The sequence below is a fragment of the Micromonospora sp. HM134 genome (assembly GCF_007833915.1).
GTDB lineage: Bacteria > Actinomycetota > Actinomycetes > Mycobacteriales > Micromonosporaceae > Micromonospora > Micromonospora wenchangensis.
Genome location: NZ_CP041061.1, coordinates 6,396,119 through 6,422,733, shown reverse-complemented (window position 1 = coordinate 6,422,733; position 26,615 = coordinate 6,396,119). Strand labels below are relative to the sequence as shown.

Below are 26,615 nucleotides of genomic sequence, written 5' to 3'. Positions count from 1 at the left end.
CGGCCCTGCGGCTCCCGGCCCTGCTGCCCTGCGGCCCCGGCCTCCCCGGGGCCGCAGGGTCGGGGAGATCAACTCATTGGGGCCGATGTTGCGGTGTCGGCGCGCTGAGGATGGCGCAACATCGCCTCACTTGAGTCGATCATGGCTGGTCAGTTGATCTTGTGGAGTGGGTGGCGTCGTCGCACGTCGGGGACCGTGCGGGGTCGGGTGCGGACCCACGGTGATCATGCGTCGGGGTGGGTCGGCTTGCCGGCTCTATTGCGTCCGATCGGTGACTGTTCCATTCGGTCCGGCTGGTCGAAGCTTGCTCCCGGGGGAAGAACCGGCCGGCACGGCCGGGCACGGGAGGGGTGACCATGGGGGGCGACGCTGAGTCGGGGGCGGGGCGCGAGCTACTGGTGGTGTTCGCCGTGGCGGGTGCCGGGCTCCTGCTCGCCATGGTCGCGGCGTTCGCGCCCTGGCACCCGAGGCCGGGGCGCGCCGCTCCGGCCGGGCTGGTCGAACTGCACAGCCCCGACGAGGGGCGTCCGCCGACGGTCGAGCTGACCGCCGGCTGAGCCTCCTGCCGGGGGCCGGTGGGGCCGGTGGGGGCGGTAGGTCCGGGCGTCCCGTCCGACCGTCGGGTCCTGGGGGACCGACGGTCGGACGGGCGACCGACGTCAGCGGGCCGGGGCCTGCTCCTGGTGGGTGAGCAGGTCGGTCAGCGTGGTCCGGTCCACCACCACGGCGATCGCACCGTCCACCGCGAGCCACACGTCGCGCAGGCCGGCGGCCACCCCGTGGTAGCCGGCGTCCTCGGCGGGCAGCCCCCGTACGGTGGTCAGCGACCCGGCGACGGCGCGCAGCACGTCCCCGACGCTGATCTGTGAGGCGGGACGGGTCAACGCGTAGCCACCCTCGGTGCCCCGGTGACTGTGCAGCAGGCCGGCGCGGCGCAGGTCGAGCAGGATGCCCTGGAGGAAGCTCAGCGGGATGCCCTGCGCCCGCGCCAGGCTCGCCGCCTTGACCAGCTCGCCGCCGCCGTCGGGGCGTCCGCCGTCGCCGCCGTCGGGTCGGCCGTTGCCACTGTCGGGGCGGGTGGTCTCGCCGTCGTCGCAGGCGGCGACGGCGAGCATGGCCCGGAGCGCATAGTCGCTGCGCGCGGAGATGTACACGTCACTGACCAGCCTGGTCCAGCACGCCCCAGCGGCGTCGGATCGCCCGGTCGGCCGCCCCGAAGGCGGCATCGACCACCAGCCCGACGACCAGGATGACGATCATCGTGGAGAGCAGCCAGGGCGCGTCGGACAGTTCCCGGGAGTAGGTGAGCTGGGCACCCAGGGACGTCTGCGAGATGCCGACCACCAGCAGCTCACCGGCCATCAGGCTGCGCCAGGAGAAGGCCCAGCCCTGCTTGAGCCCGGCGACGATGGCGGGCAGCGCGGCCGGCGCGATGACGTACCGGTAGAGGTTCAGCCCCCGGGCGCCGAGGTTGCGGCCGGCCCGGACCAGCAGCGGCGGCACGTAGTCGACCCCGCTGATCACCCCGTTGGCGATGGACGGCGCGGCACCGAGCACCACCACGAAGAAGATCGCCTTCTCGCTCAGTTCGAACAGCAGGATGGCCAGCGGGAACCAGGCGATCGACGGCATCGTCTGCAATGCGGTGATCATCGAGCCGATCGCCGCCCGCAGCACCTTGGACCGGGCCACCGCCAGGCCGACCAGCAGGCCGACCGCGACCGAGAAGACGTAGCCGAGTGCGGCCCGTTGCAGCGTGGTGGCGAGCCCGTCCCAGAGCTGCCGCCCGCTGGCCTGCCGGGCCAGCTCCTCGGCCACGGTGACCGGGCCGGGCAGCGAGTACGGCGGCTTCCACCCGCTCCAGACCACCACCTGCCACAGCCCGATGGCGATGGCGAGCGCGGCGAGCTTGGGCCAGGTGGACGCCCAGAGCCGGGCGCCCCGGGAGACCTCCTTCTCCCGGCCGGCGATCTCCAGCGCGTCGAGGCCGGAGATCTCCGCGTCGGTACGGGCCGCGTCGGTCAGGGTGTCACTTGCCATGGCGGCCCACCTCCGTACGGAGTCGGTCGGTGACCTCGGAGGCGATCGCGGCCACCTCGGGGGAGTCGATGCGCCGGGGTCGGGACACGTTCACCTCGGTGGACCAGATGATCCGGCCGGGCCGGCTGCTGAGCAGGATGATCCGGTCGGCGAGCCGGGCCGCCTCGCGGACGTTGTGCGTCACGAACAGCACGGTGAGCTGCCGCTCGGTCCAGATCCGTTCCAACTCGTCGTGCAGGATGTCCCGGGTCATCGCGTCGAGCGCGCCGAACGGCTCGTCCATCAGCAGGACCGGGGTGTCCAGGGCGAGGGTGCGGGCCAGGGCGACCCGCTGCCGCATGCCGCCGGAGAGTTCGTGCGGCCGCTTGCGGCCGAAGTCGGACAGGTGGACGGTGCTCAGCAGCTCCGCCACCCGTTCCCGACGCTCGGCCCGGGGCAGCCCGCGCAGCTTCAACGGCACCTCGACGTTGGCCTCGACGGTCAGCCACGGGAACAGCGCCGGCTCCTGGAACATCAGGCCGGGGTGGGCGTCGTCGGCCACCGTGATGGTGCCGCCCTGCGCCCGGTCCAGCCCGGCGACGAGGTTGAGCAGGGTGCTCTTGCCGCAGCCGGACGCGCCGACGAGGCAGACGAACTCCCCGGGCCGGACGTCGAGGCTGACCCCGTCCAGGGCGAGGACGGCGTTCGTCCCGCGCCCGTACACCTTGGTCACGCCGGAGAGCGCGACCGCGGTGGTCGCGCTCTGCGGCGGCGTCGTGGTCGACGTCACGGCTGGGTGACCTCGGCCTGGCCCTGCGCCTTGAGCACCTCGTTGAGGTACTTCAGGTCGTAGAGGCCGTCGAGGTCGACCGGCTGGGTCAACTCGACCGCGACGGCGTGGTCGAGCCCGGTCTTGAGCGAGGACGCGATCGGGTCGTTGGTGAACAGCAGGGTGGGCCACGCCTGCTTGATCAGCTTGAGGTCCAGCGGCTTGCCGGTGATCCTGCCGATGTGGTCGGAGATGGCCTGCTGGGCCTCGTCCGGCTTGGTGTTGACGAAGTCGTTCGCCGCGACCTGCCCCTCGACCAGCTTCTTCACCGTCTCCGGGTGGGCCTTGAGGAACTTGGTGGAGACGATCAGGTTGGTGATGACGAACTTCTTGTCCGGCCAGAGGTCCCGCTCGTCGACGAGGACCTTGCCGCCGGCGTTGACCAGGCGGGAGACGAACGGCTCGGGCACCCACGCGCCGTCGATCGAGCCGCTGGAGAAGGTCTCGACCGTCTGGGCGTTCTCCTGCGGGACGATCTTGACGTCGCCGCCGCCCTCCTTGGTGGTCTTGAGGCCCTTCTCCTTGAGCCAGTAGCGGATGGCGACGTCCTGGGTGTTGCCGAGCTGCGGGGTGGCGATCTTCTTGCCGCGCAGCTGCTCGACCGAGGTGATCTCGGGCTTGACCACCAGGGCGACCCCGCCGGAGGCGGCGCCGGAGATGACCCGGACGGCCTCGCCCTTGGACTTGGAGAACGCGTTCACCGTCGGGTTCGGACCGATGTACGTGGCGTCGAGCGCGCCGGAGAAGATCGCCTCGATGGCGGCCGGGCCGGCGTTGAACGTCTTGGGGTCCAGCTTGACGTCGCTGCCGAGCTTCTCCGCGAAGATGCCCTTCTCGACGCCGACCACGGCCGGGGCGTGCGTGATGTTGGGGAAGTAGCCCAGCCGCAGGGTGACCGGGCCGGAGTCGCCGCCGCCGGTGGCGCTGTCGTCGTCACCGCACGCCGCGGTGGTTCCCATCGTGGCCACGCCGACGGCGGCGAGGGTGGCGAGGGAGATCAGCCGACGGAAGGGGAGCCGTCTCATCATCTATCCAATCCGCAGTATTCCTATTTAGTTGGTAGGAAGAGTGGGTCAGGAGTCGATCGGCGTCAAGCGCCGTCCACATCATGGGATGTCGGTTCTCAGATATTCCTGGTTTTCCTACCTTCTTGATAGGTTTAGCTACCCCCGGCGAGGTAGACCGGGCGGGACACGGCGAGAGGGCGGCCGACATGACCTTCCACTGGTTCCTCCCCACCTCCGGCGACGGCGACCAGGTCGGTGCCGCCACCGTCACCGCCGGCGCGGCCCGGCACGCACGGGCCGCCACCGTCGGATATCTGACCGAGGTGGCCCGGGCCGCCGAGGCGGGCGGGTTCAGCGCCCTGCTCACCCCGGTCGGCTCCGGCTGCCCCGACCCGTGGATCGTCTGCGCCGCGGTCACCCAGCACACCGAGCGGATCGGCCTGCTGGTCGCCGTGCGCGCCGGCTTCGCCCTGCCCACCCTGGTCGCCCAGCAGGCCGAGGCGTTCCAGGCGGTCTCCGGCGGGCGGCTCGCGCTGAACATCGTCACCGGCGGCGACCCCACCGAGCAGCGGGCGTACGGCGACTTCCTCGACCACGACGCCCGCTACGCCCGTACCGGTGAGTTCATCGAGGTGCTCCGCCGCTCCTGGCGCGGCGGCCCGTTCGACTTCGCCGGCGAGCACTACCGGGTCGACGGCGGCGGGCTCTCCAGCCCGCTGACCGACCCGCCGCCGGTCTACCTCGGTGGCGCGTCCCCGGCCGCCGAGGCGGTCGCCGCCCGGCAGGCCGACGCGTACCTGATGTGGGGCGAGCCACCGGCGGCGATCGCCACCCGGGTGGCCCGGGTCCGGGCCCGCGCCGCCGAGCTGGGCCGCACCCTGCGCACCGGGCTGCGGCTGCACGTCATCGCCCGGCACACCGCCGCCGAGGCGTGGGCCGAGGCCGACCGGCTGCGGGCCGGGATGAGCCCGGAGCGGATCGCCGCCGCCCAGGCCCGGTTCGGCCGGATGGACTCCGTCGGCCAGGCCCGGATGACCGCGCTGCACGGCGGCGGCAGCGGACGCCTCGCCGTCGCGACGAACCTGTGGGCCGGCATCGGCCTGGTCCGCGAGGGCGCGGGCACCGCCCTGGTCGGCAGCTACGCCGAGGTCGCGGCCCGGATCGACGAGTACGCCCAGAGCGGCGTCGACGAGTTCATCCTCTCCGGCTGGCCGCACCGTGAGGAGGCGGAACGGGTCGGCGCGGAGGTGCTGCCCCGGGTCACCGCGCTGCCCGTCGCGGTGGCGCACTGAGACGCAGGCCGAGGACGCCCGTGTCACCGGTGGCGACACGCTAGGGTCGATCACGTGCCGACCCGGAGAGCGAGAATCCCAGCGACGAAGTACCCGGTCGAGCGGTTCACCCTCGACAACGGCCTACGGGTGGTGCTCACCCCGGACCGTAGCGCCTCGGTGATCGGCGTGGCGGTCGTCTACGACGTCGGCATCCGCTCCGAGCCGCAGGGCCGCACCGGCTTCGCCCACCTCTTCGAGCACCTGATGTTCCAGGGCTCGGAGAACCTGGAGAAACTGGCCCACTTCCGGCACGTGCAGGGTGCCGGTGGCACCTTCAACGGCTCCACCCACCTGGACTACACCGACTACTACGAGACGCTTCCCGGCAACGCCCTGGAACGGGCGCTGTTCCTGGAGGCCGACCGGATGCGCGGCCCCCGGCTGACCGAGGAGAACCTGCGCAACCAGGTCGACGTGGTCAAGGAGGAGATCCGGGTCAACGTGCTCAACCGGCCGTACGGCGGGTTCCCCTGGCTGACCCTGCCGCCGGTGATGTTCGACACCTTCCCCAACGCGCACGACGGCTACGGCTCCTTCGACGACCTGGAGTCGGCCACCGTCGCCGACGCCGCCGACTTCTTCCGCCGCTACTACGCCAGCGGCAACGCCGTGCTCGCGGTCAGCGGTGACATCGACGTCGCGGAGGCGACCGCCCTGGTCGAACGGCACTTCGGCGACGTGCCGGCCCGGCCCGCCCCGGAGCGCCCCGACTTCACCGAGCCCGACCTGACCGCCGAGCGGCGCACCACGTACACCGACCAGCTGGCGCCGCTGCCGGCGGTGGCCTCGGCGTGGCGGGTGCCCGACCCGGTCGGCGACTTCGCCGGCTACCTGCCGTACGTGGTGCTCGCCGAGGTGCTCACCGACGGGGACGCGTCCCGCCTGGTCGAGCGGATGGTGCAGCGGGACCGCAGCGTCACCGGCCTCGGTGGCTACCTCGGTTTCATGGGCGACCCGTTCGACGTCCGCGACCCCACCGCACTGCTGCTCCAGGCGCACCTGCCGCCCGGCGGCGACGTGGACAAGGCGCTGCGCACGATCGACGAGGAGCTGGACCGGCTGGCCACCGACGGGCTGACCGACGGCGAACTCGCCCGCACCCAGGCGCGGATGGCCACCCACCTGCTACGGGACACCGACGCGGTGCTCGGCCGGGCGCTGCGGATGGCGGTGCTGGAGCAGCAGCGCGGCGAGCCGGGCCTGCTCAACGACCTGCCCCGGCTGGTCGGCGAGGTCACCGACGACCAGGTCCGCGCCGCCGCCGCCACCCTGCGCCCGGACCGCCGCGCCTCCATCGAGGTCATCCCCGGCGGTGCCAAATGAGCGCGAGGAGTGCGCCGGGTTTGCGAGCCCCGCAGTCGCGAACGGAGACAACGCGGTGAGCGCGAGGAGTGAGCCGGGTTTGCGAGCCCCGCAGTCGCGAACGGAGACAACGCGGTGAGCGCGAGGAGTGAGCCGGGTTTGCGAGCCCCGCAGTCGCGAACGGAGACAACGCAGTGACCGTCAACTCCCGGGCGCTTCCGCCGCTCGGTCCGACCCGGCGGCTCAAGCTGCCCAGGCAGGCCGAGCGCCGGCTCGCCAACGGGCTCACCGTGATCGCGGTACGCCGGCCGGCCGTACCCCTGGTCGAGCTGCGGCTGTGGATGCCGTTCGGCCGCACCCACCTGGCCCGGGGCGCGATGCTCGCCGAGACGGTGCTGGCCGGCACCGGCACCCGCACCGCCACCGAGATCGCCGCCGAGTTGCAGAAGGTCGGCGGCGGGCTCTCGGCGGGGGCCGACCCGGACCGGCTGATGCTCTCCGGCGCGGGCCTGGTCACCGGGCTGGACCGGATGCTGGAACTCCTGGCCGACGTGCTGACCGACGCCAGCTACCCGGCCGACTGGGTGCAGACCGAGCGGGACCGGCTGGTGGACCGCATCCAGGTGGCGTTGAGCCAGCCCGCCCACCTGGCCCGGACGGCGCTGCTGCGGCGGATCTACGGCCGGCACCCGTACGCGGTGCAGACCCCGGAGCCGGACCAGGTGCGGGCGGTCCGGCCGGCGGTGCTGCGCCGGCTGCACGCCGAGCGGGTGCACCCGGCCGAGGGGGTGCTGGTGCTGGTCGGCGACGTGCAGCCGGAACGCGCGCTGGACGCGGCGGAGAAGGCGCTGGGCGGCTGGACCGGGGACAGCCGGGGTGCCGAGCTGCCGCCCGCGCCCCCGCTGGAACCCGGCCCGTTGCTGCTGGTGGACCGGCCCGGCTCGGTGCAGTCCTCGCTGCGGATCGCGTTGCCGGCGGTACCCCGGACCCATCCGGACCATGCCGCGCTGCAACTGGCGAATCTGATCTTCGGCGGCTACTTCTCGTCCCGCTGGACGGAGAACATCCGGGAGGACAAGGGGTACACCTACGGCCCGCACTCCTCGGTGGAGCATTCGGTGGCCGGGTCGGTGCTGGTCGCCGGGGCCGAGGTGGCGACCGAGGTGACCGGGCCGGCCCTGCTGGAGACCACGTACGAGCTGGGCCGGCTGGCCTCGTTGCCGCCCGGCGCGGACGAGCTGGAACAGGCCCGCCAGTACGCCCTGGGCACCCTCCAGCTCGGCATCTCCACCCAGGCCGGGCTGGCCGCGCTGACCAGTGCGTACGCGGGCAACGGGCTGCGGCTGGACTTCCTCGCCGAGCACGCCGCCCGGCTGGCGAAGGTCACCGTCGACGATGTCGCCGAGGTGGGTGCCCGTTATCTCGCCCCGGCGCGGGCGGTGGTGGTGGTGCTCGGTGACGCCGAACGGATCGCCGGTCCGCTGGCCGCCCTCACCCCGGTGCGGACGGAGTCGGCGTGAGCGGGGAGACCGCGCCGCCGCTGGCCCGGTCCACCCTGGACCGGGCGGCGCACCGGCGTACCGACCCGCAGTGGTTGGCGCAGGCGTGGCGGCGGGCCCGGGTGCTGGTGCTGGATTCGACCCGGGACGGGCGGGCCCTGGTCCGGGCGGACGCGAACCCGCCGGTGCTGGTGTTGCGGGACGCCGCCGAGGTCGGCCCGACCCCGGAGGCGTACCGGCTCTTTCTCGGGGTGGAACCGGACGGGGTGCCGGTCTTCGCGGTGGACGCCCCGCTGCCCGAGCTGCCGGGCACCCGGGAGGCCAACCTGCGGGAGATCGGCCACCTGCTCGACGACCGGGACGCGGGGATCTTCACCACCGCGCTCGCCCTGGTCAACTGGCACCTGGGGCACGGCTGGTCACCCCGGACGGGGCACCGGAGCGAGGTCGCCGAGGGCGGCTGGTCGCGGGTGGGCGCGGACGGCCACCGGATGTGGCCGCGTACCGACCCGGCGATGATCGTCCTGGTGCACGACGGGGTGGACGGCCCGGACGGGCATTGCCTGCTCGGCAACAACGCCACCTGGCCACGGACCCCGGGGCAGCGGCGGTTCTCCTGCCTCGCCGGGTACGTCGAGCCGGGGGAGTCCGTCGAGGCGGCCGTGCTGCGCGAGGTCCGCGAGGAGGTCGGCGTCGGGGTCGAGCGGATCACGTACGCGGGCAGCCAGGCCTGGCCGTTCCCCGGCTCGCTGATGCTGGGCTACCTGGCCGAGGCGGACCCGGGGGAGCCGGTGCGGGTGGACCCGACGGAGATCGCGTACGCCCGCTGGTTCACCCGGCGCGAGATCGGCGCGGTGCTGGCCGGTCGGGCGGTGGACGCCGGGGACGGCGACCGGGTGATCCTGCCGCCGCCGTCGTCGATCGCGCTGTTCCTGATCCACCGCTGGCTCGACGGCCACTGCTGACCGTCCGGCGCGGCTGCGGTCCCGGCCCCGGGCCGTCGTTGCCGCGACGGACCCCGGGCCGGGAACACGGGCCGTCGTGGCCGGGCGGGAGACGGCCCGGCGGGGCCGGTCCGACCACGACGGACGTCGGTCAGCCGGGCGGGTGCCGGTGCCGTCGGCCGGGTTCGCCGAGCGGCAGCACCTTGATCCGCTGTCGGCCGGCGCGGACCGCGCCCACGGTGGACAGGGCCCGGGCCAGCAGCAGGGCGGCGTCCCGGTCCTCGGCGTGCACGGTCTGGCGGCGCAGCTCGGGGGTGGTGGTCTCGTTGCGTAGGCAACCTCCGCCGGCCCAGGTGGCGGCGAGGTCGATGTCGGCGGCGGTGCGGATGTCGGTTCGGACGATCAGGTAACGCATGGTGGTCTCCGGACGGACCGCGGGTGGCCGGGTACGTTGTGGAACTTCCACGTCACTGGATCGTCATGTTACGCCCGCCGGTGCTCCCGGCAAGGCGGACGCGGTGCTTCGGCCGGGTCCTGTCCGATCATCCGATGCCTGCTCAGGTGGGTCGCCCGTACGGAGTGGACGGGTGTGGCGACGCGACGACGCGGGGCCGCCGGCAGGCTGCCGACGGCCCCGCAGCGGTGACCGGATCAGTCCAGGGCGAACTGGCCGTCCTTGGTGCCCTGGAGGAAGCCGAGCCAGCCGGCCTGCGGGAACAGCAGCACCGGGCCGTCCGGGTCCTTGCTGTCCCGCAGCGCCACCTCGGTCGTCGCGGTGCGCAGCCGGGCGACCTCCACACAGTTGGAGGTCTGGCTACGGCTGCTCTTGTGCCAGCGCAGGTCGGCGGGCACGGTCTGGATCTCGTTCATGGCTCTGCTCCTGGTTCCTGGAACTGCTTCGACGAAACGAGCGGCGGTCGCCCGGCCCCGGCGGGTCGGTGTGTCACCGCTCCGTCAGGCGCCCAGGTTGTCGGCGGCGTTGGGCCGGCGCTGCTGTCGGACCCGGGACCGTCGAGGACGAGGCTGCCGTGTCGGTCAGCCGTCCCGTCGCCGTGAAGAGCCAGGTAAGGGTGTCCGATGCGGAGAGCGCCGCCGAGCATAGCCACTCAAACGCCACTTTATAGCGATTTACCGTAGATGCCTCGGTCGACATGACGTCGATGAAGCCTCCTTCGATCGCCAGCGTCTCCGGGTCCTGCGAATCGGTGAACCGGTAGAGCGAGAAGGCCGTCGGCGGCAGGTAGAACTCGCCGATCCGGGTGTCGCGCAGCAGCAGGTGCAGCGTCACGTTCGGCAGCATGGCCAGCTCGCAGAGGTGGGCGAGTTGATCCCGCAGCACGTCCGGCGGGCAGGCCCGGCGGCCCAACGCCGCCTCCTCCAGCACCGCCGTGTAGCGGGGGCCGTCCGGCCGGTCCAGCAGGGACTGCCGGCCCAGCCGCGCCTTGACCTCGGTCTCCGGGTCGTCCCCGGCGGACGGGTCGGCCGAAGCGGCGGCGGCGTTCGCCGAGACGATCCGCAGCCGGGCGTACCCCTCGGTCTGCAACAGCCCCGGCACCAGGACCGGGTTGTACTCGCGGATCTGGGCGCAACCCGCCTCCAGTTCCGCCCAGCCCAGCTGCTGCTGGGTCATCACCGGGTACGACTTGCGCCAGGCGCGCATGTCGCCGGCCTCCTCGGTGATGACCAGCAACTCCTCCCGCAGGGCGGGGGCGGCCCGGTAGAGGTCGAGCAGGACGGCGACGTCCTCCGGGTCGGGCCGGCTGCGGCCGTTCTCCAGCCGGGACAGCTTCGACGCCGACGCCCAGCCGATCCGTTCGATCACCTGGTCGCCGGTGAGTCCCGCCGCCTCGCGCAGGCGACGCAGGTCAGTGCCGAGCCTGCGGCGACGCAGGATCGGGCTCGGTACGGCAGGAGGCACGGTGTCCTCGATTCCGTAGACCGCCACGAGACGCGACGGTAACTGTATGAAACTCGCCCCCCACGGTCAGTATGGACGGCGCGACCGGCGTCGGAGGTCCCGGCGAGGGCGTGTCTTGCGACAAAAAGACGACTGTGGAACGTGTCAGCCGGGCCCGGGACGACGCCGTCCCCACCGGCGGCAGTTCCCCCGTACGCGTCCAGCCGGACGCCACCCCCCGCCGGAGGGAACCCATGCGCACCGTCCTGCGCCGCCCCGACTTCCGTCTGCTCTTCGTCGCGCTGCTGGCCAGCATGGCGGCCGAGTCGATGCTGCTGCTCGCCCTGGCCATCTGGGTCAAGGACCTGACCGGCTCCGACGGGCTGGCCGGCGCGACCATCTTCGCGATCATCGCGCCGATGATCCTGGCCCCGCTGGTCGGCTGGGTGGTCGACCGCTACCGCCGCCGGCCGTTCTTCGTGGTCGCGAACCTGGGCACGGCCCTGCTGCTCAGTCCGCTCTTCGCGGTCCACGACCGGGCCGACGTCTGGATCATCTACGTGGTGGCCGCCTGCTACGGGCTGTCCTACCTGACCCTGCACGCGACCCTGAGCGGCCTGCTCCGCCAGCTCGTCCCGAGCGAGCTGCTGGCCGACGCGAACGGGGCGTTGCAGACCGTACGGCAGGGCCTGCGCCTCGGCGGGCCGCTGGCCGGCGCGGCCCTCTACGCCGCGGTCGGCGGCTGGCTGCTGACCAGCCTGGCGATGACCGGGTTCGTGGTCGCCGCCGCCGTGGTGGGGCTGCTCCGGGTGACCGAGCTCCCGCCGGCCGCCGCCGCCCTGCGCTGGCCGGCCGAGCTGGGCGCGGGGCTGCGCCACCTGTCCCACCAGGCCGCCCTGCGCCGGGCCCTGCTCGGCTACGGCCTGGGCTCGCTCGTGATGGGCTTCACCGAATCGCTGATCTTCGCGTACGTCGACCAGGGACTGCGCCGCGACGCCGCCTTCGTCGGCGTGCTGATCGCCGTGCAGGGGATCGGCGGCCTGGTGGGCGGCCTGCTCTCGCCGACGGTGGTGCGCCGGGTCGGCGAACTGGGCGCGCTCGCGGTGGGGGTGACCCTGTTCGGCCCGGCTGCGCTGACCCTGGCCTGGCCGGACCTCCGGCTCGGCGTGCTGGCCCTGCTGCTCGCCGGACTGTCCCTGCCGCTGACCATGGTCGGGCTGACCACGCTGGTCCAGCGGCGTACCCCGCCGGGGCTGCTCGGTCGGGTCACCGCCGCCTCCGAGGCGCTGGTCAGCGGACCGCAGGCGGTCTCCATCGGGGCCGGGGCGCTGCTCGTCGGCGTGTTCGACTACCGGCTGCTCTTCGTGCTCGTCGGGGTGGTCACCACAGCCGCCGGCCTGTGGCTCTGGCGGGGTCGACGGCTCACCCCGCCGCTCCCGCCGAGGACACCGCCCGTGGCCCGCATCCCGGCCCCCCGTCGTCCGCTGCCCGACCCGACCGCCCCCCGCCTGCCCGGGCGCTGACCCCGCGACACGACGCAGCGGCCGGCCCCGGTGGGGGTCGGCCGCTGCGTGAAGCGGGGAGGGCTCAGCCCGCGATCGTGGCCAGGTGCTGCTTGACCTGGGTGATGGAGGGGTTGGTCAGGGCGCTGCCGTCGGCGAAGCGCAGCGTCGGCACGGTCTGGTTGCCGCCGTTGACGCTCATCACGAAGTCCGCGGCCTTCGGGTCCTGCTCGATGTCGACCACCTCGTACCCGATGCCTTCCCGGTCCAGCTGCGACTTCAGCCGGTGGCAGTAGCCGCACCACGGAGTGGAATACATGGTCAACATCGTCGGATCCTCCAAGGGTCGCCGCACCGGCCCGGGTCAGGCCAGGCTAACCGGTGCAACACCGGCCGGAGCTGAGATGATTCCTCGCTGTGGCGGTTCACTCAGCGGCGGAGACGGTGCTCGCCGGGCTGGACCCGGAGCAGCGGTCGGTGGTGACCGCCCCGGCCGGCCCGGTCTGCGTCCTGGCCGGCGCCGGCACCGGCAAGACCCGCGCGGTGACCTCCCGGATCGCCCACCGGGTGCTGACCGGCGGGATCTCCGGGCGGCACGTGCTCGCGGTCACCTTCACCGCCCGCGCCGCCGCCGAGATGCGATCCCGGCTCACCCTGATCGGGGTGCCGGGGGTGCAGGCGCGGACGTTCCACGCGGCGGCGCTGCGCCAGGTGCGGTACTTCGCGCCCCGGCTGCTGTCCGGGCGGGCCATGCCCGAGTTGCTGGACAGCAAGGTCCGGGTGGTCACCCTGGCCGCCGCCAAGGTCGGCCTGCGGGCCGACCGGGCCGCCGCCCGGGACCTGGCCGGCGAGATCGAGTGGGCCAAGTCGTCGCTCGTCGAGCCGGGGGAGTACGTGGTCGCCGCGACCCGGGCGCTGCGCGAGACGCCGTACGAGCCGGCGAAGGTGGCCGAGGTGTTCACCGCGTACGAGCGGCTGAAGCGCTCCTCCGGGGTGATCGACTTCGAGGACATGCTGCGCGCCGCGGTGTGGGGCATCGAGGAGCACCCGGACGTCGCCGAGCAGGTACGCGGCCAGTACCGGCACTTCGTCGTCGACGAGTACCAGGACGTCAACCCGCTCCAGCAGCGGCTGCTCGACGCCTGGCTGGGCGGCCGGGACGACGTGACCGTGGTCGGTGACGCCAGCCAGACGATCTACTCGTTCACCGGGGCCACCTCGGCGTACCTGATCGACTTCCCGCGCCGGCACCGGGCGGCCACCGTGGTCCGGCTGGTCCGCGACTACCGCTCCACCCCGCAGGTGGTCGGGTTGGCCAACGCGGTGATCGGGCAGGCCCGGGGCACCGAGGCGCGGCTGCGGCTGGAGCTGCACGGCCAACGCCCGCCCGGCCCCGAACCGGAGCTGCGGATCTTCACCGACGAGCCGGCCGAGGCGACCGCGGTGGCGGCCCGCTGTCGGGTGCTCGTCGACGGGGGCACCCCGGCGCGGGAGATCGCCGTGCTGTTCCGCACCAACGCCCAGTCCGAGGCGTACGAGAAGGCGCTGACCGAGGCCGGCGTCCCGTACGTGGTGCAGGGGGCGGAGCGGTTCTTCGAGCGCGCCGAGGTCCGCCAGGCGATGGTGGCGCTGCGGGCCGCCACCCGTTCGATCCCGGGCGAGACACCGCTGCCGGTCGCCGTCCGGGAGGCGCTGACCGCCGTCGGCTGGACGCCCGACACCGCCCCGCCCGGTGGTGCCGCCCGGGAACGCTGGGAGGCGCTCGCCGCCCTGGTCCAGCTCGCCGAGGAGTACGCGGCCAGCCCCGAGGTGCTGCCGATCGGCGAGGCCGCGACGGTGGAGCGCCCGCCCAGCCTGGCCGACTTCAACGACGAGCTGGCCCGGCGGGCCGCCCAGCAGCACGTGCCGACGGTGGACGGGGTGACCCTGGCCTCCCTGCACTCGGCCAAGGGGCTGGAGTGGGACGCGGTCTTCCTGGTCGGTCTCTCCGAGGGCACCCTGCCCACCTCGTACGCCCGTACCCCGGAGCAGGTCGAGGAGGAGCGGCGGCTGCTCTACGTCGGGATCACCCGGGCCCGGCAGTGGCTCTGGCTGTCGTACGCCTCGGCCCGCTCGCCGGGTGGGCGGGCCCGCCGGCCGTCGCGGTTCCTGCCCCAGCTGGACCGCAGCGGCGGCGGCGAACGGGCCGGTACGGCCCGGTCGGGCGGTGCGGGCGCGGCGAAGCGCGCGGTCGAGCGGCGGCGGGCCCCGGTGGTTTCCTGCCGGATCTGCGGCGCGACCCTGGTCGCCGGGGCCGACCGCAAGTTGGGCCGCTGTCACACTTGCCCGTCCGACATCGATGAGCAACTATACGAGCGGCTGTGTGACTGGCGGGCCCGGGTGGCCGGGGCGCAGCGGGTCCCGGCGTACGTGGTCTTCACCGACGCCACCCTGGTCGCGCTGGCCGAACGGCGGCCGGGCCGGGTCGAGGAGCTGATCGCGATCGCCGGCATCGGCCCGCGCAAACTCGGCCTGTACGGCGAGGCGGTGCTGGCGTTGGTGGCCGGCGCGACGGTCGACGAGATCGGCCCGGAAAAAACTCTCGAAATCTCGTCGTAAATTCGTTTGCCCTCGCCCCGTGGCGAGGAATAGCCTCAGGACGCACCTCGGGAGCAGCGCCATAACGGCTGCTCACGGGGGCTGAGTCCGAATCGGCACGAGGAACGTGAGGGAGGTGGCACCCGTGGAGATCATCACCTATGAGCGTCCGGCGGCGATGCCAGCTGCCTGCGCTCCGCTGTCGGCTGCGTGGGTGGCCCTTGCCGCTCCGCGACCGTCGATCCCGCAGGTGCACCAGGTCTCGGTTCAGGCCGAGCTGAACCTGACTGTTGCGCCCACTGCGGGAGTCGAGGGGACCAGTGGCTTCACGGGTCTGGGCATCGATGTCGCCAAGAAGCGCATGGATGTCCGCGGCGTTCCACCTCGAGGTAGACCGGTCTGACACTCAGACCACCGGCTCACCTCGAGGCCGCGGAACCCGCTCACCGGGATCCGCGGCCTCAGTTTTTTGCCCGTCGAAGTACGTCGGAAATGCGATCCACGAGATCGAAGTGAGAGAGAGGTGACCGGGAGATGAGTCTGGCGTTGGCCCCCCTCGACGTGAGCGTCGAGCTGGAGGCGAACCTGCCCTGTCGGAAGTTCGACCCCGACCTGTGGTTCTCCGACTCGCCCACCGACCTGGAGCTGGCCAAGTCGCTCTGCGGGGACTGCCCGCTGCGCGTCGAGTGCCTGGCCGGGGCGGTCGAGCGGGCCGAGCCGTGGGGCGTCTGGGGCGGCGAGATCTTCGAGCGTGGCGCGGTCGTCCCGCGTAAGCGGCCCCGGGGCCGTCCGCGCAAGGAGGACCTCGCCCGCGACGCCGCCCTCCGGGTCGAGGCCGAGGCGCGACTGGCGGCCAGTGGTGTGGCCACCTCGCGCAGCGCGGTCCGACTGGCAGCCTGACCTACCCGATCCGTTCCACCCACCCGCCGATGATCATCGGCCGCGAGAAAGTTGACCACGATGCTGCACCTGCCGAACGGAACCGAGATGCAACTACTCCACGAAGCGTTGTCCCGGGCTCGAATGCGCCGGCCTCAGGCCGGTCGTACCACCACGAGCACTGAGGCGCACCGTTCCGCCCGTACCGTCGCGATGAACAGCCGGAGCCAGTCGGCTCGCGACCTGGGCGTTCTCTGAAACCACCACTGATACGCGGGGGCGGTGACCGGATCATGGTCACCGCCCCCGCGTCGTGTCGGTCGGCCGTCGCCCCGCCGTCGCCGGTCAGGCGACCGGGGCGAAGCCGGGCAGCCAGCGCTCCAGGATCCCCCGGTAGGGGGCCTTCGCCTCCAACTGGCACAGCACCCCGATCGAGCCCAGCGTCACCCGGTGGATCAGCAGGTACGACGGCGGCAGGTTGAGCTGCCGGCTGAACTGGAAGGCGGGCGACTTCGGGCTGGCCAGCCGGGTCGCCTCGGCGCGCAGCCAGGCCCGGGTGAACCGGAACTCCTCCTGCGCCACCGGGTCCAGCATCGGGCGGATGTAGTCCAGCAGCGCCCGGGCGTCGATCGGCTCGGTCGGGTTGACGAAGCCCTCCTCGCGCAGCCCGGCGACGACCGCGTCGGCGTCGCCGCGCAACGACAGCCCGAGCAGCCGGCCGATCGGCTCCGGCGTGCCCTCGGGCATCCGGGCCACCGCGCCGAAGTCGATCACACCGAGCCGGCCGTCCGGCAGCAACCGGAAGTTGCCCGGGTGCGGGTCGGCGTGCAGCAGCCCGGCCCGGGGCGGGGCGGACAGGTGCAGGGTCGCCATCAACCGGCCGGCCGTGTCGCGCTGCTCCTCGGTGCCCTCCCGGATGATGTCCGCCAGCGGCGTTCCCTCGATCCACTCGGTGACCAGCACCCGGGGCGACGACGAGAGCACCGTCGGGATGAAGATCTCCGGGTCGTCGGCGTACGCGGCGGCGAAGGCGCGCTGCGACTCGGCCTCCAGCTCGTAGTCCAACTCCTCGGTGATCCGTTCCCGCAGCTCGGCCAGGAGCGGCTTGACGTCCAGGCCGGGCTGGATGGCGCGGAACATCCCGCCCAGCCGGGAGAGCTGCTTGAGGTCGGCGAGCAGCGCGTCCCCCGCGCCCGGGTACTGGATCTTGACGGCGGCGGACCGGGACACCCCGGTCTCCGGGTCCCGCCACACCGCCCGGTGCACCTGGCCGATGCTGGCCGCCGCGGCCGGGCTGTCGTCGAACTCGACGAACCGGTCCCGCCAGTCCGGCCCGAGCTGCTCCGCGAGCACCTTGTGCACGCTCGCCACCGGCAGCGGCGGGGCGGCCTCCTGGAGCTTCGTCAACGCCTGCCGGTAGGGCGCGGCGATCTCGTCCGGCAACGCCGCCTCGAACACCGACAGCGCCTGGCCGAACTTCATCGCCCCGCCCTTGAGCTGCCCGAGGACGCTGAAAAGCTGCTCGGCGGTACGTTGCTGGATCTCGGCGGAGATGACGTCGGAGGCGATGCCGGTGACGCGCTTGCCCATCCCGAGGACGGTCCGACCGGCGAAGCCGAGCGGCAGAGCGGCGAGCTTGGCGGTCCGGGACACGGCGCGGCGCGGGATGTCGGTCACCTGGCCATTGTTACCGACTTCGTGGCCCCGCTGCTGCGCTGAAGCCGGGCTGGGTGGCCCCGTCCCCCGTTCCACGCTCCCGCGACGCCCGCCGGCCACCCCCACCGTGCCCCGCCGGGCGGTCGGTACGGCCGCGGCGGGGGCTGATCCCGGCCGGCCGCCGCTGTGCCGCCGGTCGGGCCGAGCTGCTCGCCGGCCGGCTGGAGCTGGTCGCCGTGCTCACCCCGGCGGTGGCCCGCGTCAGCGGCCCGAGCAGGAGCAGTCGGGGTGCGGTGCCCAGGCCCGACGGCGTAACCGGCCGCCCGGCCCGACCTCCACCGTGCAGCCGACCGTCTCCGGGGTGCCGCCGTCGAGCTGGGTCAGCGCCTCGCCGACCGCGTAACCGGCGGCGGTGAGCAGGGTGGCGGCGCCGCAGGACTGGTGGGCCGGGCCGGTGGCGAGCTGGGCGGCCAGGCCGGGCCAGCCCGGGTCACGATCGGTGCGGTGCAGCTCCAGGCAGTGCAGGCAGGGCCCCACCGGCGGCCGGACCAGGGGGCCGACCACCGGCATCCCTTCCCGCAGGGTGAGCAGCAGGTGGGGCTGGCGACGCCGGGCGTACCCGGTGGCGAGCAGGTCCGCCGGACGGTCCGTGCCGAGCTGCACCACCAGCTCGGCCCGGCGGCGGCCGGCCGGGCGGGTGCGGGTGCCCGGGGCGGCCCGGTCGATGGCCGCCCGGACCGCGTCGGCCAGCGGCTGCCCGACGTCGGCGGCGGCCAGCCCGGTGCCCACCAGGTCACCCGGCTGCACCGGACCGGTCAGCCCGACCGTCACCTGCCCGACGCCGGCCTGGGCCAGGGCCACGGCGACGGGCGCACCGAGCCGGCCCGCCCCGGCCACCACCACCCGGGCGGCGCGGCGGCGACGGAGCACCTGGGCCGGCGTGCCGGGCAGGGCGGGCGCGGCCAGGGCGAGCGCCCCGGCCTCCGCGGCCAGCCGGGTCCGGTCCGGGCCGGTCAGGTCGCGGGGGAGCAGGGTGTGCGCCGGTACGACCAGCCCCGCGGCGTGCAGGGTGTCGATCAACCCCCGGGCCTGGCCCGGGTCGACCCGGGCGCTCGCCGCGTCCGCCAGCACGCCACGTTCACTGCGGGTGCCGTCGAGCAGGTCGAGCAGCCGGGTGACCCGCGAGTCGGCCACCTCCAGCAGGACGGCCCGGCCGGGCGTCAGCCCCAGTTGCAGGGTGTGCCGGTCCCGCCAGAGCCGGGTCAGGCCCGGCAGCAGGGCCGGACGCAGCAGCGCGGTACGGGAGGGCACGGGGTGGGAAGGCGCGGGGTGGGGCGGGCTCATGACAACGAATCGTGACCGAGTCCCTGCGGTGCGTCGATCGTTGTCCACAGGTGCGCAGCGCCGGATCCAGCGTTGTCCACAGGTCTCGGCGAGTTATCCACAGGTTACCCGGAGTTATGTCGGGCAGCCGACAGATCTGCCGCCCGGGTGGTGGGTGACCGGCCGCCGCCGCAGCCGGGCCGGGTGGGGCGCTGCGGGCGGTTCCGGAGTCCCGGTTCGGGTTGGAATCGCGGTTCGGGTTGGAATCGCGGGAGGGGCGGCCCACCGGGCCGCCCCTTGCGCGTCGTACCCGGACGGGTCAGACCTTGGCCTTGCCCAGGATGCGGTTCACTGTTGTGCCGCACACCGGACACTTGCCCTTGGCCATGTTCATCCCGGTCTTCGAGACCTCGACGTGCCCCTCGAAGTCCCGCTTCTCCTTGCACTTCACGCAGTAACCGTTGTAGGTCTGGGCCTGGTCGGCCACGGTAGCCTCCTCGTCTCGTCCGCCGGGCACGTCGGTCCGGCGGTGCTCCCGGCGGCGGGCCGTGGGGGCGCCGGCGCCGGGTCCTTCTCCGCGGCCACCCACGTGACCGCCGGTTGGCGGACCCTACCCAGGTCTGGGCGGTTCCATGTCAGCGGTGCATCGACACTGTGAGCAAGTCGACGTCGAGAGTGTGCATCCCGAAATAGGCGGGATAAGTGAGTTTGCCGGGGACACGCCGTGTGGAGCCCTCTGGGAGGTCCCCCGGACGGGGGTGCGGCGACGCCGCCGGGACCGATCACCTACGGTGGAGATCGCACCCGGCGGTGGCTTCCGGCGTCGCCACGAAGGGTGACGAGGGTCCAGGCTCATGGTCACCACCAGTTTTTTTCGGACTCCTTACTACTAACCACCATTTTCCGGGCGCGTGTCGGGGTGTTGACCCTTGCGGACCCCTGGTCAGTACGCATTAGCTTTCCCTCGTGGCAGGAAACCACGGCTGCGCGGCCCACTGATGGCGGCGGCGCGGAAGCCAGTCGTCGAGGTACGGCGCAGTCAGCGCCGGCGACGCACGGTGTCCGCCTACCGGGACGGCGAGCGGGTCGTGGTGCTCATCCCGGACCAGTTCTCCCGGGCCGAGGAGAGCGAGTGGGTCGACCGGATGCTCGCCCGGCTCGCCGCCCGGGAGGGCCGGCTGGCCCGCAACGACACCGAACTGCTCGACCGGGCCCTGCGCCTGATCAACCTGTACCTGGCCGACCAGGGTGGCGACGCCCTGCCGGCCAGCGTCCGTTGGGTCACCAACCAGAACGGCCGTTGGGGTTCCTGCACCCCCGCCGACCGGACCATCCGGATCTCGCACCGGCTCCAGGAGATGCCCGACTGGGTGCTCGACTACGTGCTGCTGCACGAGTTGGCGCACCTCATCGTGCCGAGCCACAACGCCCGCTTCTGGGCCCTGGTCGGCCGGTACGCCAAGACCGAACGGGCCCGGGGCTACCTGGAGGGCGTCGCCGCCGCCTCCGCCGTCCCGATCGCCGGCTGACCGCCCCACCCGTCGACCGCCCTGCCGGGGTCGATCACCCGTACCGCGCCCACTAGGGTCGGGGAATGGTCCGACGGGTGGTGGTGGCGTTGCTCGGTCCGGTGGCCTGGACGCCGCCCGGGGTGGACCCGGCGCGCTGGCGTACCGCCCTGGCCGAGGACGTGGTGGACCTGCTCGCCACCCTGGCCGAGGTGGAGTCCGCGCTCGCGGTGACCCCGGCCGACCGCTGGCTGGCCGACGCGGTGCGCTGGCCCGACACCCCCGTGTACGAGGTGCCCGAGCCGACCGTCACCGCCGCGCTGGCCGCCCTCGACGGGTACGACCAGGCCGCCGTGGTCGCCGCCGACGCCCCCGACCTGCCGGGGCTCGTCCTGGGCAAGCTGCTGCGACCCCTGACCAGCCGACCCGTCGCCGTCGCCCCCGTCGAGGGCGGCCCGGGACTGCTCGGCGTGGCGTCCCGGCTGCCCGTACCCGGGTGGCTGCCGGCGCTGGACCTGGACGTCGCCGGGCCGGCGGACCTGCGGCGCGCGGCGTCCGCCCCGGCCGACGTGGCGGTCACCCCCGGCTGGCACCGGCTGCGCGGCCCGGCCGACCTGGCCGCCCTGGACCCGGCCGTGGAGGGCTGGGAGGCGACCCGCGCCCTGCTCTCCGGCCACCGCACCTGACCCGCCACCAGCCACCGGACTGACCCCGGCAACGGCGACCGGCCGGTCCCCCGGGAATCGGGTGGGCCGGCCGGTGTCGCGGCTGGTCCGTGGCGGTCAGGGCCGGTCGGCGTCGCCGTCGGTGTCGTCGGGGCGGGGACGGCTGCCCGGTGCCTGCTCCTCGGGGCCGCCCGGGGCGGTGAAGTCGAAGGTGGCCAGCTCGTCGTCGAGGTCCGTCGAGGTGGTCGCGAACGCCACCGGGTCGGCGAAGTCCGCGTCCGAGGGGAGCAGGTCGGGGTGGCCCCAGACCGCGTCCCGCCCGGCGATGCCCCGGTGCTCGGTCAGCGCCGCCCAGAGCGCCGACGCCTCCCGCAGCCGGCGCGGGCGCAGCTCCAGGCCGACCAGCGCGGCGAAGGTCTGCTCGGCCGGCCCGCCGGCCGCCCGGCGGCGACGGAACGCCTCGCCGAGGCGGACCACGTTGGGCAGCCGGTCGGCCGCCGCGCTGTCCACCACGTGACAGACCCAGCCCTCGACCAGCGCGAGCACCGTCTCCAGCCGGGCCAGGGACGCCTTCTGCGCGGGGGTGTCCTCCGGGGTGAAGATCCCCTCCAGGGCGATGGCCTGCATCGACTCCGGGTCGGTCGGGTCGACCCGGCCCATCGCCTCCTCGATCGCCTCCCGGTTGACCCGGATGCCGGACGCGTAGTTCTCGACCGCGGTCAGCACGTGCCCGCGCAGCCACGGGACGTGCTCGAAGAGCCGCTGGTGGGCCGCCTCGCGCAGGGCCACGTAGAGGCGTACCTCGTCTTCCGGCAGCTCCAGGCCCTCGCCGTACACCCGGATGTTGGCCGGGATCAGCGCGGCGGTGCCGGCCGGGCCGAGCGGCAGGCCGATGTCACCGGCGGAGAGCACCTCGGCGGCGAGCTGCCCGAGGGCCTGCCCGAGCTGACCGCCGAAGAGTGCGCCGCCCAGGGTGGCGACCATCGACTGCATCGGGCCGAGCTGGGCGCGCGCCTCCGGCGGGACCAGGTCGCCCATCGCGCCGACCATCCGGCTGGCGACCGGGTCGCAGAGCTTGCGCCAGACGTCGAGCGTCTTGTAGATCCACTCGTTGCGGTTCCACGCCAGGGAGGTGCGGATGCCGGTCGGCCAGGCCGACGCCGGCTCCAGCCAGAGGTCGGCCAGGCGCAGCGCCTCCTCCACCGCGTGCCGTTCGTAGGGGGAGGCCATCGGGTCACCCGTGGCCGCGAGCTGGCTGGCGGCCACCTGGCGGGCCAGGTCCCAGTTGACCGGCCCGCTGCCCGGCGCGGAGAGCAGGTGCTGCAACTGCGACATGAACTGCTGCATCTGCGCGGGATCGTTGGGGTCTGGTGGTTGCCCACCCGGGAGCGCGAAACCGAACGGAATATCAGGCACGACGTCTACGGTACGCGCGCCGCGCCCCTGGTAGCCGCCGTCGGCGTTGCGCTGAGGGCGAAGTCCGCCGCAGCCCGCCGGACCCGCCGCCACCGGTCGGTACGCTCTGCCGCATGAGACGTCGTGGCGTGACCGTCCTCCTCGGTGCTCTGCTCACCACCCTGCTGAGCATCGGCGTGCTCGGCGCGCCCATCCCGTACGTGGTGCTCGGCCCCGGGCCGACGGTGAACACCCTCGGCACCAACGACGGCCGGGAGGTCATCCAGGTCAGCGGGCGGGAGACCTCCACCTCCGCCGGTCAGCTCCGGATGACCACGGTCGGTGTGCAGCCGACGGTGAAGCTGCGCGCCGCGATCGCCGGCTGGCTGTCGAAGGACGAGGCGGTCGTCCCCCGGGAACTGGTCTACCCGCCGGGCGAGTCGCAGGAGGAGGTCGAGAAGCGCAACGCCGAGGACTTCCAGAACTCGCAGAGCAGCGCCGAGACCGCCGCGCTGGTCAAGCTCGGCTACCCGGTCGAGGTGGTGGCGAAGGAGGTCGCCGCGGACGGGCCGGCGGCCGGTGCGCTCAAGGCCGGCGACGTGGTCACCACCGTCGACGGCGCCAAGGTCACCTCGGCGACCCGGCTGGTCGAGCTGGTCCGCAGCAAGCCCGCCGGCACCAGCCTGACCATCGGGTACGTCCGCGACGGCGCCCCCGGCACCGCCACCGTGACCAGCCGGGAAGCCGACGGCCGGCCGCGCATCGGCGTGGTCCCCGACCAGCGGCAGCCGCACCCGTTCACCCTGAAGATCGACCTGAAGGACATCGGCGGCCCGAGCGCCGGGCTGATGTTCGCCCTCGGCATCATCGACAAGCTCAAGCCGGAGGACCTCACCGGCGGGAAGATCATCGCCGGTACCGGCACGATCGACGACGAGGGCCGGGTCGGTCCGATCGGCGGCATCGCCCAGAAGCTGGTCGGGGCGAAGAAGGCCGGGGCCAAGGTGTTCCTGGTCCCCGCCGACAACTGCGCCGAGGCGGTCCGCAACCCGCAGCCGGGTCTGCCCATGCTCAAGGTCGGCTCGCTGGACGAGGCATTGACCGCGTTGGACACGTTGCGCGCCGGTGGGGAGCCGACCCGCTGCTGAGGGCGGGGCCACGCCGGGACACCGGCGGCGACCCGGGCACGACCTGACCCGCCACGTTCAGGAACACCCCGTACTCTGGGTGCCTGTCCGGAGCCGATCACATCGAGCGTGCGGAGCCAAACAGTGGCCATGCGTAGCAGCCCCCTGCCGAGGATGAGTCGGCGCGGACGCGTCACCATCGGGGTCCTGGTCGGGGTGTTCCTCCTGTTCACCCTGCTGGGCTGGGGGGTGCAGGCGTGGACCGACTGGCTGTGGTTCGACGAGGTCCGCTACACCCAGGTCTTCACCGGCATGCTGATCACCCGGTTGCTGCTCTTCCTCGCCGTCGGGCTCGGCCTGGCCGCGTTCGTCGGCGGGAACCTGTGGCTGGCGTACCGGTTGCGGCCGAAGCTGCGCCCGCACTCGCTGGAGCAGGCCACCCTGGAGCGGTACCGGATGCTGCTCACCCCCCGCATCGGCACCTGGATCAGCCTGACGGCCGTGGTGCTCGGCCTGTTCGCCGGGCTCTCCGCGCAGGGCCGCTGGTCGCAGTGGCTGCTGTTCCGCAACGGTGGCAACTTCGGCGTCAAGGACCCGGAGTTCGGCATCGACGTCGGCTTCTACGTCTTCCAGTTGCCGTTCTGGCGCTACCTGCTCGGGGTCGGCTTCACCGCCGTGGTGCTGGCCCTGATCGGCGCGCTGGCCGTGCACTACATCTTCGGCGGGGTGCGCCTACAGGGCGTCGGCGACCGGATGACCAACGCCGCGCGGGCCCACCTGAGCACGCTGGTGGCGTTCTTCGTCCTGCTCAAGGCCGTGGCGTACGTGCTGGACCGGCGGGCCATGCTGCTGGAGTACAACGAGGGCGCCAAGCTGTACGGCGCCGGCTACGCCGACGTCAACGCGCTGCTGCCGGCCAAGGAGATCCTGGCCTACATCTCGGTGGTGGTGGCGATCGCCATCATCGTCTTCTCCAACGCGGTGATGCGGAACCTGGTCTGGCCGGGCATCTCGCTGGCCCTGCTCGGCGTCTCCGCCGTCGCGATCGGCGGCATCTACCCGTGGGCGGTGCAGACCTTCGAGGTCAAGCCGAGCGCCCGGGACAAGGAGGCCCCGTACATCCAGCGGAGCATCAACGCCACCCGCGACGCGTTCGACATAGCCGACGTGCAGACCGAGGGGTACGCGGCCAGCAACCTGGTGCCCCCGGCCAGCCTGGCCACCGACACCTCGGTGGTGCCGAACGTCCGGCTGCTCGACCCGCAGCTCGTCTCCGAGACGTACACCCAGCTCCAGCAGGTCCGCGGGTTCTACGACTTCGGCCCCAAGCTGGACATCGACAGGTACTCGGTGGAGAACAAGACCTCCGACTACGTGGTCGGGGTGCGGGAGATCAACTACGGCGAGCTGACCGACCAGCAGAACAACTGGATCAACCGGCACACCGTCTACACCCACGGCTACGGCCTGGTCGCGGCCCCGGCCAACCAGGTGGTCTGCGGCGGACAGCCGTACTTCGTCTCCGGCTTCCTCGGCGAGAAGGCGCAGGAGGCGTGCTCCTCGCAGGCCGAGCAGATCCCGGCCAGCCAGCCGCGGATCTACTACGGCGAGCGGATGCAGCCCGACGACTACGCCATCGTCGGCCAGAGCAGCCCGGACAAGGACGTCGAGTTCGACCGGCCCACCCCGACCACCGGCGGCGAGCAGTACTACACCTACACCGGTGAGGGCGGCGTCGAGATCGGCTCGTTCACCCGGCGGCTGCTCTACTCGATCAAGGAGCAGGAGACGAACTTCCTGCTCTCCGAGGCGGTCAACGAGAACTCCAAGCTGCTGTACGTGCGCAACCCCCGGGACCGGGTGGAGAAGGTCGCCCCGTTTCTCACCCTCGACGGCGACCCGTACCCGGCGGTGGTGGGCGGCAAGGTCCAGTGGATCATCGACGGCTACACCACGGCCGCGACCTACCCGTACGCCGAGCGGATCAACCTCCAGCAGGAGACCACCGACGAGCTGACCAACCGGGGCACGTTCCAGCTCGCCCGGGAGAACGTCAACTACATGCGCAACTCGGTGAAGGCCACCGTCGACGCGTACGACGGCACCGTCCGGCTCTACGAGTTCGACGACGCCGACCCGGTGCTCAAGGCGTGGAACAAGGCGTTCGGCGGGGACCTGGTGCTGCCCAAGAGCGCCATCCCGGCCGACCTGGCCGCCCACTTCCGCTACCCGGCCGACATGTTCAAGGTGCAGCGCAACCTGCTCACCAAGTTCCACGTCACCAACCCCGGCGACTTCTACTCCGGTCAGGACTTCTGGCAGGTGCCGAACGTGCCGGACGCGCCGGACAGCGGGCAGAAGCAGCCGCCGTACTACCTGTTCACCCAGTTCCCCAACCAGGACGCCCCACGGTTCCAGCTCACCTCGGCGGTCACCCCGAACGGCCGGCAGAACCTCGCCGCGCTGATCTCCGGGTCGTACGTCGACGGGCAGCCGAAGCTGGAGGTGCTGGAGCTGCCCGACCAGACCCGGATCTCCGGCCCGGTGCAGGTGCACCAGCAGATGACCAACAACGCGACCATCCGGACCGAACTGAACCTGCTCTCCTCCAACCAGGCCCAGGTGCAGTACGGCAACCTGCTGTCCCTGCCGTTCGGCAACGGGATGCTCTACGTGGAGCCGGTCTACGTCAAGAGCAACCAGCAGGACGCGTACCCGCTGTTGCAGAAGGTGCTCCTGTCGTACGGCGACGGCGGCTCGTACGTGGTGCTGGCCAACAACGTCACCGACGGCATCAAGCAGCTCGTCGAGCAGGGCAAACGGGCCGGACAGGGGACCACTCCGCCACCGGGTGGCGAGACGCCGCCACCCTCGGGCGGCACCCCGTCCCCCTCGCCGACGGCCTCGCCCGGGGCGAGCAGCCCACCGCCCAGCGCCGACCTGGCCACCGCCACGCAGCGGGTCCAGGCGGCGATCGCCGAGGTCAAGGCCGCGCAGGCGTCCGGTGACTTCGAGCGGTACGGCCGCGCGCTGAAGGCGCTGGACGAGGCGATCACCGCCTTCCAGCAGGCCCAGCAGGGCAACCCGTCGGGCGCGTCCAGCGGTAACCCGCCCGCCACGCCGACGCCGTCCGGCGGCGGCTGACCCGCGCG

At 73.0% G+C, this 26,615-nt stretch carries 25 protein-coding genes; 13 read left to right on the top strand and 12 right to left on the bottom strand.

The annotated features are described in order from the left end of the window. The first annotated feature begins 356 nt into the window (after nucleotides 1-356). Nucleotides 357-557, top strand: a complete 201-nt coding sequence (locus FJK98_RS27820; protein ID WP_088644250.1) for a hypothetical protein — start codon at nucleotides 357-359, stop codon at nucleotides 555-557. A gap of 102 nt (nucleotides 558-659) precedes the next feature. On the opposite strand, the gene FJK98_RS27815 is transcribed toward FJK98_RS27820, so the two are convergent. Genes FJK98_RS27815 through FJK98_RS27800 form a run of 4 tightly spaced genes read right to left on the bottom strand, consistent with a single transcriptional unit; the run spans nucleotide 660 to nucleotide 3,873 of the window. After that, entirely contained in the window at nucleotides 660-1,154 is a 495-nt protein-coding gene (locus FJK98_RS27815; protein WP_145921595.1) for an Rrf2 family transcriptional regulator, read from the bottom strand. 1 nt (nucleotide 1,155) lies between these two features. Then, nucleotides 1,156-2,040 (bottom strand): ABC transporter permease, encoded by an 885-nt coding sequence (locus FJK98_RS27810; RefSeq protein ID WP_145921594.1) that lies wholly within the window; start codon nucleotides 2,038-2,040, stop codon nucleotides 1,156-1,158. Then, nucleotides 2,030-2,809, bottom strand: a complete 780-nt coding sequence (locus FJK98_RS27805) for an ABC transporter ATP-binding protein (RefSeq protein WP_145921593.1) — start codon at nucleotides 2,807-2,809, stop codon at nucleotides 2,030-2,032. The genes FJK98_RS27810 and FJK98_RS27805 overlap by 11 nt, the downstream gene beginning before the upstream one ends. Then, nucleotides 2,806-3,873 carry an ABC transporter substrate-binding protein gene (locus tag FJK98_RS27800; protein ID WP_145923040.1) on the bottom strand — a complete coding sequence of 356 codons (1,068 nt, stop codon included), beginning with the start codon at nucleotides 3,871-3,873 and terminating at the stop codon, nucleotides 2,806-2,808. The genes FJK98_RS27805 and FJK98_RS27800 overlap by 4 nt, the downstream gene beginning before the upstream one ends. A 188-nt stretch (nucleotides 3,874-4,061) precedes the next feature. Between FJK98_RS27800 and FJK98_RS27795 the strand changes: the two genes are divergently transcribed. The 4 genes from FJK98_RS27795 to nudC all read left to right on the top strand — a co-directional run bounded on the left by FJK98_RS27795 (nucleotide 4,062) and on the right by nudC (nucleotide 8,955). After that, nucleotides 4,062-5,147: an LLM class flavin-dependent oxidoreductase gene (locus FJK98_RS27795; protein WP_145921592.1), complete on the top strand. Its 1,086-nt coding sequence runs from the start codon at nucleotides 4,062-4,064 to the stop codon at nucleotides 5,145-5,147. Between the two features lie 54 nt (nucleotides 5,148-5,201). Beyond that, nucleotides 5,202-6,512, top strand: coding sequence for a pitrilysin family protein (locus FJK98_RS27790; RefSeq protein WP_145921591.1), 1,311 nt, complete (start codon nucleotides 5,202-5,204; stop codon nucleotides 6,510-6,512). A 173-nt stretch (nucleotides 6,513-6,685) separates the two neighbouring features. After that, the gene (locus FJK98_RS27785; RefSeq protein WP_145921590.1) at nucleotides 6,686-8,011 is read left to right on the top strand and encodes a pitrilysin family protein; all 1,326 of its coding nucleotides are present in this window, start codon (nucleotides 6,686-6,688) and stop codon (nucleotides 8,009-8,011) included. Continuing rightward, nucleotides 8,008-8,955 carry an NAD(+) diphosphatase gene (nudC, locus tag FJK98_RS27780; RefSeq protein ID WP_145921589.1) on the top strand — a complete coding sequence of 316 codons (948 nt, stop codon included), beginning with the start codon at nucleotides 8,008-8,010 and terminating at the stop codon, nucleotides 8,953-8,955. The genes FJK98_RS27785 and nudC overlap by 4 nt, the downstream gene beginning before the upstream one ends. A 130-nt stretch (nucleotides 8,956-9,085) precedes the next feature. Here nudC and FJK98_RS27775 read toward each other — a convergent pair whose 3' ends face one another. The 3 genes from FJK98_RS27775 to FJK98_RS27765 all read right to left on the bottom strand — a co-directional run bounded on the left by FJK98_RS27775 (nucleotide 9,086) and on the right by FJK98_RS27765 (nucleotide 10,852). Beyond that, entirely contained in the window at nucleotides 9,086-9,349 is a 264-nt protein-coding gene (locus tag FJK98_RS27775; RefSeq protein WP_145921588.1) for a hypothetical protein, read from the bottom strand. Nucleotides 9,350-9,585: 236 nt separating this feature from the next. Next, nucleotides 9,586-9,804 carry a DUF397 domain-containing protein gene (locus FJK98_RS27770; RefSeq protein WP_145921587.1) on the bottom strand — a complete coding sequence of 73 codons (219 nt, stop codon included), beginning with the start codon at nucleotides 9,802-9,804 and terminating at the stop codon, nucleotides 9,586-9,588. Nucleotides 9,805-9,877: 73 nt separating this feature from the next. Next, nucleotides 9,878-10,852, bottom strand: a complete 975-nt coding sequence (locus FJK98_RS27765) for a helix-turn-helix transcriptional regulator (RefSeq protein WP_145923039.1) — start codon at nucleotides 10,850-10,852, stop codon at nucleotides 9,878-9,880. Between the two features lie 233 nt (nucleotides 10,853-11,085). Here FJK98_RS27765 and FJK98_RS27760 point away from each other — a divergent pair, with 233 nt between their 5' ends. Then, nucleotides 11,086-12,354 carry an MFS transporter gene (locus tag FJK98_RS27760; protein WP_145923038.1) on the top strand — a complete coding sequence of 423 codons (1,269 nt, stop codon included), beginning with the start codon at nucleotides 11,086-11,088 and terminating at the stop codon, nucleotides 12,352-12,354. Between the two features lie 64 nt (nucleotides 12,355-12,418). On the opposite strand, the gene FJK98_RS27755 is transcribed toward FJK98_RS27760, so the two are convergent. Next, the gene (locus FJK98_RS27755) at nucleotides 12,419-12,661 is read right to left on the bottom strand and encodes a mycoredoxin (RefSeq protein ID WP_145921586.1); all 243 of its coding nucleotides are present in this window, start codon (nucleotides 12,659-12,661) and stop codon (nucleotides 12,419-12,421) included. A gap of 89 nt (nucleotides 12,662-12,750) precedes the next feature. On the opposite strand from FJK98_RS27755, the gene FJK98_RS27750 reads away from it, so the two are divergent. The 3 genes from FJK98_RS27750 (at nucleotide 12,751) to FJK98_RS27740 (ending at nucleotide 15,810) form a co-directional block, all read left to right on the top strand. Beyond that, entirely contained in the window at nucleotides 12,751-14,931 is a 2,181-nt protein-coding gene (locus FJK98_RS27750; protein WP_145921585.1) for an ATP-dependent DNA helicase UvrD2, read from the top strand. Between the two features lie 124 nt (nucleotides 14,932-15,055). After that, nucleotides 15,056-15,313, top strand: a complete 258-nt coding sequence (locus FJK98_RS27745) for a hypothetical protein (protein ID WP_088644283.1) — start codon at nucleotides 15,056-15,058, stop codon at nucleotides 15,311-15,313. Nucleotides 15,314-15,444: 131 nt separating this feature from the next. Beyond that, on the top strand, nucleotides 15,445-15,810 hold the full coding sequence (locus tag FJK98_RS27740) for a WhiB family transcriptional regulator (protein ID WP_145921584.1): 366 nt from the start codon (nucleotides 15,445-15,447) through the stop codon (nucleotides 15,808-15,810). Nucleotides 15,811-16,134: 324 nt separating this feature from the next. Here FJK98_RS27740 and FJK98_RS27735 read toward each other — a convergent pair whose 3' ends face one another. The 3 genes from FJK98_RS27735 to FJK98_RS27725 all read right to left on the bottom strand — a co-directional run bounded on the left by FJK98_RS27735 (nucleotide 16,135) and on the right by FJK98_RS27725 (nucleotide 19,255). Next, complete coding sequence (locus FJK98_RS27735) at nucleotides 16,135-17,466, bottom strand: AarF/ABC1/UbiB kinase family protein (RefSeq protein ID WP_145921583.1); 1,332 nt, start codon at nucleotides 17,464-17,466, stop codon at nucleotides 16,135-16,137. 240 nt (nucleotides 17,467-17,706) lie between these two features. Continuing rightward, nucleotides 17,707-18,789, bottom strand: coding sequence for a ThiF family adenylyltransferase (locus tag FJK98_RS27730; RefSeq protein ID WP_145921582.1), 1,083 nt, complete (start codon nucleotides 18,787-18,789; stop codon nucleotides 17,707-17,709). A 298-nt stretch (nucleotides 18,790-19,087) separates the two neighbouring features. Further along, on the bottom strand, nucleotides 19,088-19,255 hold the full coding sequence (locus FJK98_RS27725; RefSeq protein ID WP_007464795.1) for a DUF5679 domain-containing protein: 168 nt from the start codon (nucleotides 19,253-19,255) through the stop codon (nucleotides 19,088-19,090). Nucleotides 19,256-19,766: 511 nt separating this feature from the next. On the opposite strand from FJK98_RS27725, the gene FJK98_RS27720 reads away from it, so the two are divergent. Together FJK98_RS27720 and FJK98_RS27715 are read left to right on the top strand one after the other, a co-directional pair. Further along, nucleotides 19,767-20,297 (top strand): M48 family metallopeptidase, encoded by a 531-nt coding sequence (locus FJK98_RS27720; protein WP_088644234.1) that lies wholly within the window; start codon nucleotides 19,767-19,769, stop codon nucleotides 20,295-20,297. A gap of 65 nt (nucleotides 20,298-20,362) precedes the next feature. Next, a complete protein-coding gene (locus tag FJK98_RS27715) occupies nucleotides 20,363-20,962 on the top strand; it encodes a hypothetical protein (protein ID WP_145921581.1) in 600 nt (199 codons plus the stop codon). Between the two features lie 96 nt (nucleotides 20,963-21,058). Here FJK98_RS27715 and FJK98_RS27710 read toward each other — a convergent pair whose 3' ends face one another. Beyond that, complete coding sequence (locus FJK98_RS27710) at nucleotides 21,059-22,357, bottom strand: zinc-dependent metalloprotease (protein WP_145921580.1); 1,299 nt, start codon at nucleotides 22,355-22,357, stop codon at nucleotides 21,059-21,061. A gap of 113 nt (nucleotides 22,358-22,470) precedes the next feature. Here FJK98_RS27710 and FJK98_RS27705 point away from each other — a divergent pair, with 113 nt between their 5' ends. Then, on the top strand, nucleotides 22,471-23,484 hold the full coding sequence (locus FJK98_RS27705; protein WP_145921579.1) for a PDZ domain-containing protein: 1,014 nt from the start codon (nucleotides 22,471-22,473) through the stop codon (nucleotides 23,482-23,484). A gap of 129 nt (nucleotides 23,485-23,613) precedes the next feature. Further along, the gene (locus tag FJK98_RS27700) at nucleotides 23,614-26,607 is read left to right on the top strand and encodes a UPF0182 family protein (RefSeq protein ID WP_194822666.1); all 2,994 of its coding nucleotides are present in this window, start codon (nucleotides 23,614-23,616) and stop codon (nucleotides 26,605-26,607) included. The last annotated feature ends 8 nt before the right edge of the window (nucleotides 26,608-26,615 follow it).

What these genes read in the sequence shown, in the direction of transcription:
- FJK98_RS27820 (WP_088644250.1), top strand. Translation starts at nt 357, where the DNA reads ATGGGGGGCGACGCTGAGTCGGGGGCGGGGCGCGAGCTACTGGTGGTG.
- FJK98_RS27810 (WP_145921594.1), bottom strand. Translation starts at nt 2,040, where the DNA reads ATGGCAAGTGACACCCTGACCGACGCGGCCCGTACCGACGCGGAGATC.
- FJK98_RS27800 (WP_145923040.1), bottom strand. Translation starts at nt 3,873, where the DNA reads ATGAGACGGCTCCCCTTCCGTCGGCTGATCTCCCTCGCCACCCTCGCC.
- FJK98_RS27795 (WP_145921592.1), top strand. Translation starts at nt 4,062, where the DNA reads ATGACCTTCCACTGGTTCCTCCCCACCTCCGGCGACGGCGACCAGGTC.
- FJK98_RS27775 (WP_145921588.1), bottom strand. Translation starts at nt 9,349, where the DNA reads ATGCGTTACCTGATCGTCCGAACCGACATCCGCACCGCCGCCGACATC.
- FJK98_RS27770 (WP_145921587.1), bottom strand. Translation starts at nt 9,804, where the DNA reads ATGAACGAGATCCAGACCGTGCCCGCCGACCTGCGCTGGCACAAGAGC.
- FJK98_RS27760 (WP_145923038.1), top strand. Translation starts at nt 11,086, where the DNA reads ATGCGCACCGTCCTGCGCCGCCCCGACTTCCGTCTGCTCTTCGTCGCG.
- FJK98_RS27755 (WP_145921586.1), bottom strand. Translation starts at nt 12,661, where the DNA reads ATGTTGACCATGTATTCCACTCCGTGGTGCGGCTACTGCCACCGGCTG.
- FJK98_RS27740 (WP_145921584.1), top strand. Translation starts at nt 15,445, where the DNA reads ATGAGTCTGGCGTTGGCCCCCCTCGACGTGAGCGTCGAGCTGGAGGCG.
- FJK98_RS27730 (WP_145921582.1), bottom strand. Translation starts at nt 18,789, where the DNA reads ATGAGCCCGCCCCACCCCGCGCCTTCCCACCCCGTGCCCTCCCGTACC.
- FJK98_RS27720 (WP_088644234.1), top strand. Translation starts at nt 19,767, where the DNA reads ATGGCGGCGGCGCGGAAGCCAGTCGTCGAGGTACGGCGCAGTCAGCGC.
- FJK98_RS27715 (WP_145921581.1), top strand. Translation starts at nt 20,363, where the DNA reads ATGGTCCGACGGGTGGTGGTGGCGTTGCTCGGTCCGGTGGCCTGGACG.
- FJK98_RS27705 (WP_145921579.1), top strand. Translation starts at nt 22,471, where the DNA reads ATGAGACGTCGTGGCGTGACCGTCCTCCTCGGTGCTCTGCTCACCACC.
- FJK98_RS27700 (WP_194822666.1), top strand. Translation starts at nt 23,614, where the DNA reads ATGCGTAGCAGCCCCCTGCCGAGGATGAGTCGGCGCGGACGCGTCACC.